The sequence below is a fragment of the Anaerosporobacter mobilis DSM 15930 genome, from assembly GCF_900142955.1.
Lineage (GTDB): Bacteria > Bacillota > Clostridia > Lachnospirales > Lachnospiraceae > Anaerosporobacter > Anaerosporobacter mobilis.
Map to the genome: position 1 here is coordinate 1 of NZ_FRCP01000011.1, position 15254 is coordinate 15254.

The window sequence follows — 15254 nt, forward strand, 5'->3', positions numbered from 1 at the left end:
GAGCTAGGGATTACACGAAGTGTAAGACCGTACTCCGGAGGAGTCATAAGTTAACGAGGGAAATTACGGAGTAATTTCTCGAGTCTAAAAGTTGACAGTATATTTGAGGGAGGTTACATATGGCTGAGCAAATTGGCGATATAGGAATTAAATACTGCCCTAATTGTCGTAATTTAATGGAATATCATGGAGACGGAAGATATGGATGTCTGTTGTGCTGTACACATGTAGTGGTACTTAATAAAGATCCAAATCTATGTTATGAAGTGCCATTTACGAACGAAGAAAAAGAGGCTTATTATCTAGCTAGAATTGAAGGAATTCGAAATCAGGTATTCTTTGAAAAAGAGAGAGAAAGAGAAGTTAAGAAAAAGGAAAAATCAAATCCATCGTTAACTACGAAAACGGATACGAAAACTAATTTTCAAAATATGGAAGATAAGACGGAAGAGTCGTCAAAACATATAAAACAAGAACTTTCTCCAACAAAAAGATGTATTCTTTGTGGAAGAAGCATTTCCTCGGGAACATACTGTAAAGGGTGCACGTTTCTACAGATTAAGAGAATGCAAAGAAAAGACCTAGAGGCTTGTAGAGATAATATAATCACTGAAAATTATGGGAGTATGCGCTATAAGGGTTATCAAGATGAGTAGTATATGCAAAGATTAGTGATTCCAGATTATACCATGATTTACACTAGATACCTGTGATATACTATTATTGTTTGTAAGCGTAATAATAATAGTAATATGGAAGCGAATGGAGAATAATATGAAACAATTAAAAATATATTTTACTTCAGATGTACACGGATACGTATATCCAACAGATTATCTAGATGAAAGTATGAAAAATATCGGACTTTTGAATTGTATAAATCAGTATGAAAAGGATGGAAACACCTTAATAATTGATGGTGGTGATACAATACAAGGCTCCCCTTTTACCAATTACTTAAGCAGTAAGATGTTGGTGAAACATCCGATGGCAGATATTATGAATGCAGCAGGATACGATTATGTTACTTTTGGTAATCACGAATTTAATTATGGTTATGAATATCTAAAATCATATCTGAACCATCTTAATGGTAAATGCCTCTGTACGAATATTAAGGATACAACAGAAGGCATTCATGTCTTACCTTATGACATCAAGGTTATGGAGAACGGACTAACAGTAGGTATAATAGGTTTTACCACGGATTTTATTACACGTTGGGAGCGACCATCTAATATAGAGAATTTTCTGATTGAAGATGTGTATATATCAATTGAGAAAGTCTTTGATACAGTTAAGCAGCAAGTAGATATTGTGATAGGAATCTATCATGGTGGATTTGAATATGACTTAGCTACAAATCAGAAGTTAAGCGATTCAAAGGAGAATATTGCTTATAAGATTTGTAAGGATTTTGATTTTGACATCTTACTAACAGGGCACCAACATATGCCTGTAGAAGGTCAAAGCCTTTATGGGACATATGTCGCACAGACACCTCATAATGGGACAAGGTTTATAGAACTTATGATGGAATACAATGAAGCAACAAGAGAGAAATCATTTGCATCTTCATTAAAAGAAGCAAATTTACCACCAAAGCAAGAAATCTATGATGAGTATCTGCCACTGGAAGAAGATGTGCAAAGATGGCTTGATACACCAGTAGGTCATCTTAGTAAGGCATTAATTCCGGATTCTCATCTTACTATGGCATTGCAAGGCTCGTCTTTAGCAAATTTTATTAATCAAATTCAATTAGAAGCAAGTGGTGCAGATATCGCTTGTACGTCATTTGCAAATGTTATCAAGGGATTTAATGAGAATGTTACAGTAAGAGATATCTTAGCCACCTATCCATATCCGAATACACTGGTAGTATTAAGGGTGACGAAGGGAATCTTAAAGAAAGCGTTAGAGAGATGCGCAAGTTATTTTGATTACAAAGATGGAGATATCACAATAAGTACAAGTTTTCTAAAACCCAAAGTAGAACATTATAATTATGATTATTTCTCAAATCTTGAATATACTTTCGACTTAAAGAAAGATATAGGAAATCGAGTTACAAGTATAAGATATCAAGGAAAAGAGATTACTAACGAAGATACGCTATCACTTGTAATGAATAATTACCGAGCAAGTGGGGCAGGTGGATATGAGTTTTACAGTGAATGCGAGGTTGCTAAGGAGATCTTAACAGAGATGCCTGAAGTAATTATAGATTATTTTAAAAAGCATTCTTATGTCAATGTAGATGAGAATAGATATATACAGGTCATGCATTCATAAAAATGATTGTTACGGTATTGCAACAGATTATTTTCATGCATATCAACCTTTATATAAACGAGGAGAGAAGCAAGTACATTAATACTTGTTTCTCTCCTATTTTATATATTAATACACAACTTTACATGTACCTATAAAGTTGTATAGGGGGGATTAACCACGAGCCAATTTGTTTCTTATCTTTGTTGAAAGTACTTCTACAATAAGAACTAATACAATTAAACCGAATAAAATAGCACCAACTTCACTCCAGTTGAATGCGTTCATAGCAAAGATCAGTGGAGCACCGATACCACCAGCTCCTACTAAACCAAGAGTGGAAGCATCTTTTAAACAAATTTCGAAACGATAGATTGCAGTTGATGCAAAGTTAGTGAATAATTGTGGAATGATGCCGTAACGGATCTTCTGGAAAGTATTACAGCCAGCTGCATCTAATGATTCTAAGATTCGAGTATCCAAATCTTCGATGGATTCAATGAATAATTTACTTACCATACCGATGGAAGTTACAGATAGGGTAAGTACACCAGCGAAGGCACCAGGACCAGTGACACGAATGAACATAAGCCCATATACGAAGGCAGGGAAAGTACGAATCGCAGCAATAATGAAGGAAGTAATCATACTAACCCATTTAGGAACAATATTACTAGAAGCAAGGAATGAAAAAGGGATTGCTAAGATTGTTCCAAACAGAGAACCAAGTAAGGCAATACAAATCGTTTCTAATAATAGAGCAGGAACCCCTTCTGTAAAGTCGAACAACATATCCATATCTGGGTGTAGGATACCAGAGATAACGTTTTTAGCAATGGTTACACCGTTTTCCTTCACACCATTGTACCGGATAGTTTGAAGCGACCAAATAATAATTGCCAAGATAAATGCAACGGTTAGGGCTTTTTTAATCCAAAGATTTGGTTCTTTTTCTAATTGTTTCTTTACTGTATATTCCATCTTACCCTAACCTAACCTTTCTCTTACATATTTACTAACTTGTTCGATGATTACAACTGTGATGAATAGCATTACTAAGACCATACCAACTTGATCATATTGTCTCCAGCCAATCTTTTCGTTTAAGATGACTCCAATTCCACCAGCACCAACATAACCTAGAATTGCTGCATATCTAACGTTTAATTCTAAACTATAGAGGCATATTGCAACATAAGAAGAAGCAATTTGGGGCATAATTGATCCGATAAATGCTTTTAGTCTTGTAGAACCAACAGCTTCCATGGCTTCAAAAGGACCCATATCAACCGTTTCAATCTTCTCATAAAGCATCTTAACAACTAGACCAAATGTAAATATTGTGATAGCAACTGTACCAGCGAATGTCCCAAGACCAAAGAAATACGTTGCTAATAATGCAATGATAAGTGTTGGTAAGGTTCTTGTAATGCTTAAAACAAAACGTACAAGAGCTATAACAACTCTTGACCTAGTTATATTTACTGATGATAAGATTGCGAAAGGTATCGCTAAAAAACTACCGATGATAGACCCTAATATGGACATTTTAATGGTTTCAATCAGTGGTGATACTACTTTAGAAGCATAACCAAAATCGGGTGGAAACATATCCCTTATGATGTCAAAAAAATAGCTTCCACGATCCACTAATGTTTTGAAACTGAATCCCGTTATGTTAATTGAGATATAAACAGCAACTAATAAACCGATAATAATATATGGGGTTACTGGCATTGGTGGTTTTATTTCTTTACCGTCACTAAGAACGATTTTTTCAGGTACGAATATATTTTTAATCGCTCGAAACATACTATTCCCCCATCACTTCATTATCTGCTAATTCGCGTCCATAGATTTCTTTTAAGATTTCATGGTCTACATCTTTAGAAGGACCATCATATACGATTTCACCGGCTCTAATTCCGATCACTCTGTCACAATATTTTAACGCCAAATCTACATGGTGAATGTTTATAAGAACGGAAATGTTCATCTCTTTGTTGATTTTCTTAAAGTCATCCATAACTTGACCAGCAGTAACAGGGTCAAGGGCCGCAACTGGTTCATCGGCTAAGATAATCTCTGGTTTTTGTGCTAATGTTCTTGCTAAAGCAACACGTTGTTGCTGTCCACCAGATAGTTGGTCTGCACGAATATAAGCCTTATCCAAGATTCCTACTTTATCAAGGGCTTCCAGTGCTATGATTTTGTCTGCTTTTGAATATAATCCAATAATAGCTTTCCATAATGGCATGTCAGGTACTCTTGAAGTTAAGACGTTCTTAATAACGGTCGTTCTTGTTACTAAATTAAAGGATTGAAAAACCATACCTATTTTACGTCGGAATCTTCTTAACTCTTTTCCTCTAAGGTTGTTAACTTCTCTATCATGGACAGTCAATTTACCATCTGTAATATCATGCATTCTGTTAATTGTTCTAAGTAATGTAGACTTACCGGCACCAGATAGACCAATAATGGCCACAAATTCACCCTGCTCAATTTCTAATGTAACGTTGTTAAGCGCTTTATATCCATTCGGATAAACTTTGCTTACCTTCTCAAATTTTATCATGCTAACCAACATGCTCCTTTCAAAATCTCGCTATAAAAATGAGTTCATGTTTCCATGAACTCATTTCCTAAGAAACAATTATTGCATAGACTGAATTAATTTTTGCGCTTCTCTTTCAGCATCATAATTCGCATCTTGACCAATTTCATATCCATTATGGCTGTAGATAGCAATAATTTCTTTTCCTTCTTCTGTATTACCAATGTTGATGAATGCTTGTTGGATTGCCGCCTTTAATTCTGCATTCATAACTTTTTCATCTTTGGTAACAGAGATTGTATCATTGAAGATACCATCTGTTACACCAATTACATTTGTTTCGTCCCAGATAGATGCTTTTCTACCAAAGGTAGATTCCCAATCCTTGGCATAATCACGACGAGCATCGGCATAAGTTACCATAACGTCGATTTGTCCACTTGCTAACTGAGAAAGACTTGTTGCATAGTTATCAAGTAATACTTTGTTTGACAAATCGGTAATAGACATTCCAAAGTTCTCTTGTAACCATAAGCTTGGGTAGATGTAACCAGCTGGAGAAGTTGTATTACTTGAAACACCCCAAGTTACGCTTTCGATATCTTCTTTAGTAAGCTTTTCGCCGCTATTGACTTTGTCTGCTAATGCTTGTCCTTTTTCAGATGGCCCAGCGATTATTAAGGAACGGTAGTAAGTTACTTGTTTGTCTGTTCCTTCTGTTGGAGAAGTATTCCAATCTGCTGGATTTTCAGAATCATGATTTAAGCCATCACGAGTTGCTGTTAAAGCAACATCAATACCATCAGAATATAGGACATAAGTACCACCTGGGATAAAACCAACTTGAGCAGTACCAGAAGCTAATGCTTCACCAGCTGCTTCGAAACTTGTACCAACTTCAATTGTTACTTTATCGAATTCGAATCCTTGTTTCGTTAATTCCTCTTTTAATAAATTTGATAATGGTTTTGTAGCTGCTTTGATTTCTGATGGATCTCTTGAAGGAACAAAGTAAACTACTAATTCATCAGTTGGAATACTGTCTGATGAAGTTTTTGAACCACACGCTACAAGTGTAGACATGGCTAACATTAATACTGTGCACAATGCAATTATCTTTTTCATATTGCCTCCTGGTAATAATCGATTAACAAATGGTTTCATTGTTAACTATTTTTTCTTCCTTAGCATTATATCATTCCAAGTTGCAGTTTGTCATTTGAAAAAAACCTAAAAATGCATGTAATTTATGGTAATTTTAATATAGTAAGAAAGTAGTGATTTCTTTAATAATAAAGAAGCAATTTTTTAGTTTTTTACGAATATCTCTTGACAAGTGAAAAACTTGTGATAAAATGGAAAGGAATTAAGTGGAAAGTATAGTTCTGTACTGTAATATTTCACAACTATAATTTTTGATTTACGAAAGGAGACAGTAATTATGTTGAAAGAGAATAAGAAGGTAAACAACAAATAATTGCATACGTGCTCGATACGTAAGTATCGAATCAGAACCTTTTCGTGTAAATGAATGAGATCGTAGGCACAATGGCAGGAAAGCCATGTGTCTTACTATATAATAAAACACGCTTCAAGGCGTGTTTTTTTTGCGCACTTTTTTAGAGGATTGGATATCAAACTAGGTGTATTTATAGTAGATAAGAATCACGCGTATTGAGAAGTCTATGCAATTAAGTCGACGGTGACAACAACAAAGAAAGTATGTGACAAAGGAGGAATTGCAATGACAGAAAAGATGTTGGTTAGTAAGGAATTCGATAGAAAAAAAATCGATAATAAGAAGTTAGAGATAGGAATGTTAACAGGAATGAATTTAAAATTGAAAATCGAGAGGTGCAGAAAGTGAATAATATAATGAATTTTAGATATGGTTTTACACAAGCAGACCAAATGGAAGCAGATAGATATATAAAACAAGAAAGAATACAAGAGAAACTAATTCCGGCTAGAATAACACAAGTGCATCGAGAACGATATCAGATTGCTAGTGAGCACGGTGAAAGTGGGGCAAAGTTAAAAGGTTCCGTATTCTATAATGATGAAGGAGTAGTGACATATCCGGCAGTTGGGGATTTTGTATTAATTCGATATAACCCCCAAGGAGATTCAATAATCTACACCGTATTACCGAGAAAATCATATTTTTCAAGATTAGATCCAGCAACTAGACAGACAGAGCAAATTGTTGCTACCAACTTTGATTATGTATTTATCATGGTATCTCTTAATCATAACTTTAGTACGGGAAGAATTGAGAGATATGTAACTGCTGCATGGCAAAGTGGTGCAACACCAGTTATCGTTCTAACCAAAGCAGACCTTGTTGATGATGCTTGGAAATACATTGGTCAAGCGTGTTTAGTTGCACCCGGTGTAGATGTTGTTGCGATTAGTACACTAAAAGAGGAAGGACTAGAAGATTTGAATCGTTATGTTACCAATGGAAAGACAATTGTATTCCTAGGTTCTTCAGGAATTGGAAAATCGACGTTAGTAAATGCACTAGCAGGTAAAGAAATCATGAATACCAATGGAATACGTGAAGAAGATAGCAAAGGATATCATACGACCACTCATAGACAAATGATAGAATTAGATAATGGTGCATTAATTATAGATACCCCTGGAATGCGTGAGCTTGGGCTGTGGGACGTATCAGAGGGATTGAAGGAATCCTTTGGTGACGTGGAGGAATTAGTGGAGCAATGCAGATTTAATAATTGTACACATGGTAACGAGCCTGGTTGCGCTATTAGAGAGGCAATTGAGAACGGAACATTACCGGATCACAGGTACAAGAGTTATGTAAAACTGCAAAGAGAGTCAAAGATGCGCGAACAAAAAGAGGCATTAAAGCAATCACGACTAGATCGAAGTAGAAGAAAGTAATACTAGTTGTTGATAATGGGAGTCCAAGTTTTAGATATGGCAGTAAATAGATATAATAAAAAGATATAATAAATAGATGAAAACCCTAAACCAAGAGAAACTTGGCTTAGGGTTTTTTATATAGTAAGGTTCACTAACATAGACCTCTTGAGTAAAAAAGCCCGATCATTAGACGTACTTTGAACTAATAAAAGGCTTATTTATAACAAAATAAAAATAATAACAATTATTATTATTAAAAGTATTGCAAAAGTTTATAATAGGTGCTATAATAAAGAAAAGTTAGACACAACTAACCGATAAGTGAATTATATTAAAACTAAAAATAAATAAATTAGAATCGTTAGGAGGATTTAATTATGAGTAAAAATTATCCATTTCAATTAGAAGCATTACCATATGCTTATGACGCGTTAGAACCTTATGTAGATGCACTTACTGTTCAAATCCATCATGATCGACATGTACAGACTTATGTTGACAATCTCAATAAAGCACTAGAGGGAAGTAAAGACCATCAATCTTGGTCCTTAGAAGATCTTCTTGCTAATGTGAACGAGTTACCAGATGCCATTAAGAATGCTGTACGTAACAATGGTGGTGGTGTATATAACCATAATTTATACTTTGCTGGTATGAAGAATGGTGCAGGTGAATTAGCAGGTGAACTTAAAGATGCTATTGTTAAGAAGTTTGGCTCTTTAGATGAATTCAAGGCTGGTTTTAAGGCAGCAGGACTTGGACGTTTTGGTTCCGGCTGGGCTTGGTTAGCAGTAGATGCGAATAAAGAGCTTGTAGTTGTATCTACACCAAATCAAGATACTGTTCTAGCTGATGGTTTCAAACCTGTATTAGCAATGGACGTATGGGAGCATGCCTACTACTTAAAGTATCAAAATAAGAGAGCAGATTATATTGACAATTGGTTCCAAGTTGTTGACTGGAACAAGGCAAATGAGCTTTATAAGAAAGCGATTAGCTAAATATAAACTTTCAACGTATTCTTGACAAATGAAATATAGGATGGTATACTGTGTCAAATTGAAGTGATAAAGTATAGCCAAAGGCAGTGAAGAGAAGGAGTACATCTAATATATATTAACAGAGAGAAGATGGTTGGTGTGAATCTTCATTATATTTAGATCGAAGCAGTCTCAGAGCCATGAACCGAACTGTTAGGTATTCTAACAAAGTAGATTTCATCGGAATTCCACCGTTATAAGGAAAAAGTATAGTTCTAATTCATATTAGAGAAGTACTGGTGAGAGCAGATGTATATCTGAATTTAGGTGGTAACACGGACAAAATGTTCGCCCTAAACCAAGGAAAACTTGGTTTAGGGCGTTTTTTATATAAAAGAACCCCTTTTATATAAAATTCCCATCTAGAAACCCTATATCAAAATTTGAGCAAACAAAGAAAGGAATGGGTAAGTATGAGATCTTTTGAAAAATCAAGTAAGTTAGAGAATGTATGTTATGATATAAGAGGTCCAGTAATGGACGAAGCTAACCGTATGATAGAGGAAGGGGTTGACATTCTAAGATTGAATATTGGTAATCCGGCACCATTTCAATTCGATGCACCTGATGAGATTATTCATGATATGGTATACAATTTACGCAATGCGCAAGGGTATTCTGACTCCAGAGGGATTTTTTCTGCAAGAAAAGCAATTATGCAATATTGTCAGTTAAAAGGGATTCCGAATGTAGGGATTAATGATATATACACTGGTAATGGCGTAAGTGAACTGATTGTTCTGGCTATGCAGGGATTATTAAATGACGGGGATGAGATGTTGGTTCCTATGCCAGATTATCCATTATGGACAGCAGCGGTTAATCTTGCTGGTGGGAAAGCGGTACATTATGTTTGCGATGAACAGTCGGAATGGAACCCAGATATTGAGGATATTAAGAAGAAGATTACTAGTAAAACGAAAGGCATTGTAGTTATTAATCCAAACAACCCTACAGGTGCACTTTATCCGAAAGAAATACTGGAACAAATCGTTCAAGTAGCGAGAGAGCATGGTTTGATTCTGTTTGCTGATGAAATCTATGATCGTTTAGTTATGGATGATCTTGAGCATACAGCACTTGCTTCCTTAGCACCAGATTTATTCACGATATCGTTCAATGGTTTATCAAAATCACATCGTGTTGCAGGCTTTAGAAGTGGCTGGATGTGCTTATGTGGTGATAAATCAAGAGTAAAAGGGTATATTGAAGGAATTAATCTATTAGCCTCTATGCGATTATGTTCCAATGTACCGTCACAGTATATTATTCAGACAGCCTTAGGTGGTTATCAAAGTGCAGATGAATTATTACTTCCAGGTGGAAGGGTGTACGAACAGAGAGAATTTGTATATAATGCATTAAAGGAAATTCCAGGGGTTTCGGTAGTTAAGCCAAAGGCAGCATTCTATATCTTCCCTAAATTAGATAGTAAGAAGTTTAATATAAAGAATGATGAGCAATTTGCCCTAGACTTCTTGCGTGAAAAGAAAGTATTAATTGTGCAGGGGACAGGATTTAACTGGAAAGATCCAGATCATTTTAGAATCGTATATTTACCAAATGTTATTGAATTAAAGAGTGCGACAGATAAATTAGCAGACTTCTTAAGCACATACCGTCAGAAATAATAATAACTACCTTAAGAAAAAGTTAAGATTGTCCTACTTGGAAAAAATGGGATGATATGATAAAATTGGGATGATTTAAACGAGAATGCGTTAATAAAGGTAGAGGTTAATAAGGGAAGGGTTATGAAGTATAGTCAAGAGATGAATGTAACCAATGAGATGAAAGAGAAGCGTATTCTGATTGATAAAATTCGCCGCTTTTGGGAAATACTAAATCAGAAAGAGACGATTTCCTATATTATCGTTGGAACACTTACTACAGGTGTGAATCTTACTGCGTATTACTGGTTATGTAATATCTGTGGAGTTGCTAATCTTATCGCAAATGCGTTTGCGTGGGTAGTGGCTATGTTGTTTGCATATTTTGCAAATGCCAAATATGTATTCAAACCAACAAAAAAAGAGCTGATTGGTGAAATATTACAAATAGGAAGATTTTTTACTGCAAGGTTTATCTCTTTCTTAGTAGAAGAAGCGGCTATGTTTGTATGTGTTGATCTTCTATTCGTAAACAATATGCTGATGAAAGCTATCATGAATGTTGTAGTTGTAATCATTAATTACTTTTTCAGTAAATATGTAGTTTTTAACGAACAACTTACAAAGTAAGTTGTTCGTTATGAGTAAGATGAGAGGATTACGAATATCTACGCCTAATTGAAAAGAGGTATACCATGGAAATAGAGAAGAAATATAGAGTAAAACAGTTACCAGAAAATCTAGATTCGTACGAGAAGAAGATTATCGAGCAAGGCTATCTGTGTACGAATCCTATTGTACGAATTCGTCGTAGTAATGAGGATTATATATTAACATACAAATCAAAATTTGGAATAGAGGATAAACAGAGCCAGAATGCATGTATATCCAATGAAGTAGAAGTACCATTGAATGAATCTGGTTATGAACATCTTAAATCAAAAGTTGATGACCATATGATTGCTAAGACACGTTACATCATTCCACTAACCGATGGATTGAAAGCGGAATTAGATATCTTCAGGGAACAACTGAAAGGCTTGTTTTTTGTAGAAGTTGAATTCCCAAGTGAAGAAGCGGCAAGCGAATTTGTCCCTCCGGAATGGTTTGGAGAAGATGTGAGTAGAGATAAACGTTTTAAGAATAATTATCTTGCAACATTAGATGGATATCAAGAAGAAATGTTTCAATAATAGGAAAGATCCAGGGCGTAAAGTCCTGGGTTTTTTGTATTGCTGATAATTCTTGTTTTTTGTCTTAGAAAAATCATTGGTATCGACTTTCTTTACCAATGAACACGAATGAGATATTTATGTTATAATCGTTCAAAGATTTAAACTAGTGAACAGGAAAAGGAGTATGTATAGTATGGATATCATGAAATTAATGAAAGAAAGACATTCCGTTAGAAGTTATACTGACAAGAGAATTGAAGGAAGTAATCGAAAAGAATTATTAGAATGTATAAGTGAATGCAATCAAGAAAGTGGACTACACATACAGGCATGTTTTGATGAACCCAAAGCATTTGATTCATTAATGGCGCATTACGGGAAATTTGAAAATGTGCGTAACTATATTGCTATAGTTGGTAAGAAATCTAAGAACATAGAAGAAATGTCAGGTTATTATGGTGAAAAGGTCGTTCTTAAAGCACAAGAACTTGGACTTAATACTTGTTGGGTGGCTATGACTTATAGTAAAGGAAAAAGTGAATGTAGAATTGATAAGGGTGAAAAACTATACTTAGTAATCGCCCTAGGTTATGGTAAAACACAGGGAGTTCCTCATAAAACAAAAGAAATTACGCAGTTATGTAAGGTGGAAGGATCTATGCCTGAATGGTTTCAGCGTGGTATGGAAGCAGCATCACTAGCACCAACGGCGATGAACCAACAGAAATTCCTGATATCACTAGAAGATGGCAAAGTGAATGCAAAAGCATTGATGGGCTTTTACTCCAAAATTGATCTAGGAATAGTAAAGTATCATTTTGAATGTGGAGCAGGAAAGGAAAATTTTGAATGGAAATAGTAATACATGCGCTCCAATGTGGTAGCGTGGGAACAGATGAGACGATACCAGATAGAGATATAAATAGGGATAGTAATAGAGATAGAAATTGGTATTAGAATAGTTCGGCATATATAGATGCACAAGGAGTAGAAGTATGGAAAAATGTAAGTGGAGAATGAAAAAGATTGCTGATGAGCTTAAAGAATGTAGAAAACCATTTCTTGCGTTAGGTGATGAAACAAGACAACAGATTATTATTGCTCTGCTTGAGAGCGATTGTAATGGAATTCGTGTAGGTGAGATCACCAAAAAGACCAATCTTTCAAGACCTGCGGTATCACATCACTTGCGTATTCTTAAAGATGCAGGAATGATAAATATGAGAAGAGAAGGCACTAAGAATTATTATTTTGTGGATGCGTCAGAGTCACAATGGAAAAGAATCTTAGACTTAGTAGGCGTTATATATGAGAGTGCCAAAGATTTAACCAAAGAAGATCCGAGAAAAGTAGAGAAGTGGTAAAAAAAGAACAGAAATCGCTTGTAAAAGTAAGCGGTTTCTGTTCTTTATACTGTTTACTTAATAGATTCTAGGGAAGGTAACAATTGCTTTGAATAAGTCACCATCTAATACAATGCTGAAAGTACCACTTTGTAAGCTTGCCAAACTTTGAGCAATGGATAAACCAAGGCCAGTACCTTCTGTATTACGGGAGATATCTCCACGTACGAAACGTTCCATTAACTCATCCGCACTAATGTTTAACCTTGTTGCAGATATATTTTTTACAGATACACTAACTTGTTCTTCATTTGCTTCTAAGTCAATATATACTCTTGTACCTTTCATCGCATATTTGTTAACATTAGAAAAGACATTCTCGAGAATACGGAAGGTACTTCTTCCATCTGCATAGATGTATAGGGGCTCTTCTATATCTGCAAGATCGATTTCTAAATCATTCCCCGCAAGACGATCTTCGAATTCTCCAATTGTTTGTTTGATTAATTCAACTAAATTAAGTTTTTGCATTTGAAGTGTAATGGCACCACTGGATGCTTTTGAAGCTTCTACCAAATCTTCAATTAATGTCTTAAGTCGCTGTGATTTGGAATCTAGGACCTCGATATATTGGAGTGCGGTTTCGTTATCCAGATCTTCTTTCTTTAATAAATCAACATAATTAATTATGGAGGTTAATGGTGTCTTGATATCATGGGATACGTTGGTTATCAATTCCGTTTTGAAACGTTCACTTTTTAATTTCTCATCCACAGCATTGGATAAACCATCGCTAATATTGTTAATATATTTACTCAAAACACGCATACTTGGTGTGACTTCAGTCTCATTTATTTTGTGTGTTAAGTCACCATCACTAATTTTCTTTGTTTCCTTAATGAGATAACTAATAGAAGTTACTGCAAATAGAAGATATCTTCCGAATAGTAAAAAAAGTATGCAAAGAACAATGAACCCGAGGAATGTAAATCCAGGAATTTTGAATAATAAGGCAGTAATTAATGTGAGAACAAAGAAGCTTGCCCATATTGCGGTTGCATGGTAAGTCAATTCTTTGTGTGCAAAGTACTTCTGTGACCAAGTATTTAATCGGTTTCCAATACGAACAACTAACATGTTTGAACTAAGCGTATTACATTTAACTCTTCGAACCAAACTAAAGAAGTTATAGATAAATATTGGATACATAGAGATATAGATGCCAAATAAACGTAAAAAGTATTCATTCTCATTAGAAAATTTAGAATTAATCAGTTGGAATAGACAATTCAGTAACAAGAAGAACGTAACCAATATCATTAGGGCCATTGTTTCTGTATTTAGCTTATCATAAGTGGTTAAACATAAGGACCGTGATTTGCTATTATAGCCAGCAAACTGTACACCTAGAATTAGGAATGCCAAGAATATAATAAAGATGATTGGCAAGTAAAGGATTGCTGTTTTATAGGATTGATGCATGGTTTGAAAACTATTATATGCCGAGGAAAAATCATCACCATTATATGGAAAGTCATTGATTGTAGCAGTGTAGAATACATAATCATCTGTCTTTTCTGTATGAACGGTAGTGTCTGATATAGTATCGTCAGATTCAGCTGTATCACCGGTATCATCTGCTTGTGTAGATGAGGATGAAAGTTGTGTTTTAACATAAGAGGACATCCATTCTAGGGTACGAGAATCCAAGAGGCCCCATTTCGTAACGTTAGTATTGTATATTGTACTATTGGTGTTGAGTACAAGGTAAGCATCACATTTAGATATGTTCTTCATGAAATCGGAGACATTTGCCTCTAATACGGAAGAGTCATCTGTTGCTATTGAAGTATTAGTAGTGTTTGCATTTTTCTCTGTCTGGACCTTATTTTCATTTGATTCGGATGAATCATAGGGGCTTATATACTTATCAGAAACTAAGTTTGGAGAATAGTACTCTGCTCCTGTAGTTAAGTTCTTCACGTAATATATGAAATTACTGTCTTTTACATTAAGAATTTGATTATAGAATTCGAATTTATCTTGGTCACTTACGAGTTCATTCATAAAGAATGTTTCATTAATATGAGACGTCGGGAATTCATCCTCTGATAGAAGAGTAGTCGTGTAACCGTTTTCGCGGTACATGACATAAGCGGCTACTCGTTCATTGTATTTTGCAAATGTTTTCTCAAAATAATAGGTTTCTGTGAACTTCTCATCGTTGCTTCCATAGTAGTCGGGATAATGAAAGATATGATAGATACATAACAAGAGGAGAAATCCGAATACAGCTAACCCAACTTGAACAAACCATTTGACAGTTAGGGAATATTTTATTCTTTTCATGGAAACCTCCGGAA

15 protein-coding genes and 1 other annotated feature are annotated in these 15254 nt (G+C 35.0%); of the genes, 10 read left to right on the forward strand and 5 right to left on the reverse strand.

What is annotated here, in order from left to right; translation table 11 throughout:
- Positions 1-119: 119 nt before the first annotated feature.
- Positions 120-656 (forward strand): hypothetical protein, encoded by a 537-nt coding sequence (locus BUB90_RS10785; protein ID WP_073287513.1) that lies wholly within the window; start codon positions 120-122, stop codon positions 654-656.
- A gap of 118 nt (positions 657-774) precedes the next feature.
- Positions 775-2295 carry a bifunctional metallophosphatase/5'-nucleotidase gene (locus BUB90_RS10790; protein ID WP_073287516.1) on the forward strand — a complete coding sequence of 507 codons (1521 nt, stop codon included), beginning with the start codon at positions 775-777 and terminating at the stop codon, positions 2293-2295.
- A 153-nt stretch (positions 2296-2448) separates the two neighbouring features.
- On the opposite strand, the gene phnE (BUB90_RS10795) is transcribed toward BUB90_RS10790, so the two are convergent.
- The 4 genes from phnE (BUB90_RS10795) to BUB90_RS10810 all read right to left on the reverse strand — a co-directional run bounded on the left by phnE (BUB90_RS10795) (position 2449) and on the right by BUB90_RS10810 (position 5956).
- Positions 2449-3255, reverse strand: coding sequence for a phosphonate ABC transporter, permease protein PhnE (phnE, locus tag BUB90_RS10795; RefSeq protein ID WP_073287519.1), 807 nt, complete (start codon positions 3253-3255; stop codon positions 2449-2451).
- Between the two features lie 6 nt (positions 3256-3261).
- Positions 3262-4086, reverse strand: a complete 825-nt coding sequence (gene phnE, locus BUB90_RS10800) for a phosphonate ABC transporter, permease protein PhnE (protein ID WP_073287522.1) — start codon at positions 4084-4086, stop codon at positions 3262-3264.
- Position 4087: 1 nt separating this feature from the next.
- Positions 4088-4852 (reverse strand): phosphonate ABC transporter ATP-binding protein, encoded by a 765-nt coding sequence (gene phnC, locus BUB90_RS10805; protein ID WP_073287525.1) that lies wholly within the window; start codon positions 4850-4852, stop codon positions 4088-4090.
- A 78-nt stretch (positions 4853-4930) separates the two neighbouring features.
- On the reverse strand, positions 4931-5956 hold the full coding sequence (locus tag BUB90_RS10810) for a phosphate/phosphite/phosphonate ABC transporter substrate-binding protein (RefSeq protein ID WP_073287528.1): 1026 nt from the start codon (positions 5954-5956) through the stop codon (positions 4931-4933).
- Positions 5957-6575: 619 nt separating this feature from the next.
- Between BUB90_RS10810 and BUB90_RS24100 the strand changes: the two genes are divergently transcribed.
- The 8 genes from BUB90_RS24100 to BUB90_RS10845 all read left to right on the forward strand — a co-directional run bounded on the left by BUB90_RS24100 (position 6576) and on the right by BUB90_RS10845 (position 12912).
- Entirely contained in the window at positions 6576-6698 is a 123-nt protein-coding gene (locus BUB90_RS24100) for a hypothetical protein (protein ID WP_278277288.1), read from the forward strand.
- Positions 6695-7741 carry a ribosome small subunit-dependent GTPase A gene (gene rsgA, locus BUB90_RS10815; RefSeq protein WP_073287532.1) on the forward strand — a complete coding sequence of 349 codons (1047 nt, stop codon included), beginning with the start codon at positions 6695-6697 and terminating at the stop codon, positions 7739-7741. Before BUB90_RS24100 ends, rsgA begins: the two co-directional genes overlap by 4 nt.
- Positions 7742-8100: 359 nt before the next feature.
- Positions 8101-8724, forward strand: a complete 624-nt coding sequence (locus BUB90_RS10820) for a superoxide dismutase (RefSeq protein ID WP_073287535.1) — start codon at positions 8101-8103, stop codon at positions 8722-8724.
- A 77-nt stretch (positions 8725-8801) separates the two neighbouring features.
- Positions 8802-9062 (forward strand) — a binding site (T-box leader).
- A 114-nt stretch (positions 9063-9176) separates the two neighbouring features.
- Positions 9177-10394, forward strand: a complete 1218-nt coding sequence (locus tag BUB90_RS10825; protein ID WP_073287538.1) for a pyridoxal phosphate-dependent aminotransferase — start codon at positions 9177-9179, stop codon at positions 10392-10394.
- Between the two features lie 123 nt (positions 10395-10517).
- On the forward strand, positions 10518-11003 hold the full coding sequence (locus BUB90_RS10830) for a GtrA family protein (protein WP_084139205.1): 486 nt from the start codon (positions 10518-10520) through the stop codon (positions 11001-11003).
- Positions 11004-11068: 65 nt separating this feature from the next.
- A complete protein-coding gene (locus BUB90_RS10835) occupies positions 11069-11566 on the forward strand; it encodes a CYTH domain-containing protein (RefSeq protein ID WP_073287542.1) in 498 nt (165 codons plus the stop codon).
- Positions 11567-11741: 175 nt separating this feature from the next.
- A complete protein-coding gene (locus tag BUB90_RS10840) occupies positions 11742-12407 on the forward strand; it encodes a nitroreductase family protein (protein ID WP_073287545.1) in 666 nt (221 codons plus the stop codon).
- 136 nt (positions 12408-12543) lie between these two features.
- Complete coding sequence (locus BUB90_RS10845; protein WP_073287548.1) at positions 12544-12912, forward strand: ArsR/SmtB family transcription factor; 369 nt, start codon at positions 12544-12546, stop codon at positions 12910-12912.
- 57 nt (positions 12913-12969) lie between these two features.
- Here the strand turns inward: BUB90_RS10845 and BUB90_RS10850 are convergent, their stop codons facing one another.
- Positions 12970-15240 carry a sensor histidine kinase gene (locus BUB90_RS10850; protein ID WP_073287550.1) on the reverse strand — a complete coding sequence of 757 codons (2271 nt, stop codon included), beginning with the start codon at positions 15238-15240 and terminating at the stop codon, positions 12970-12972.
- Positions 15241-15254 lie beyond the last annotated feature (14 nt).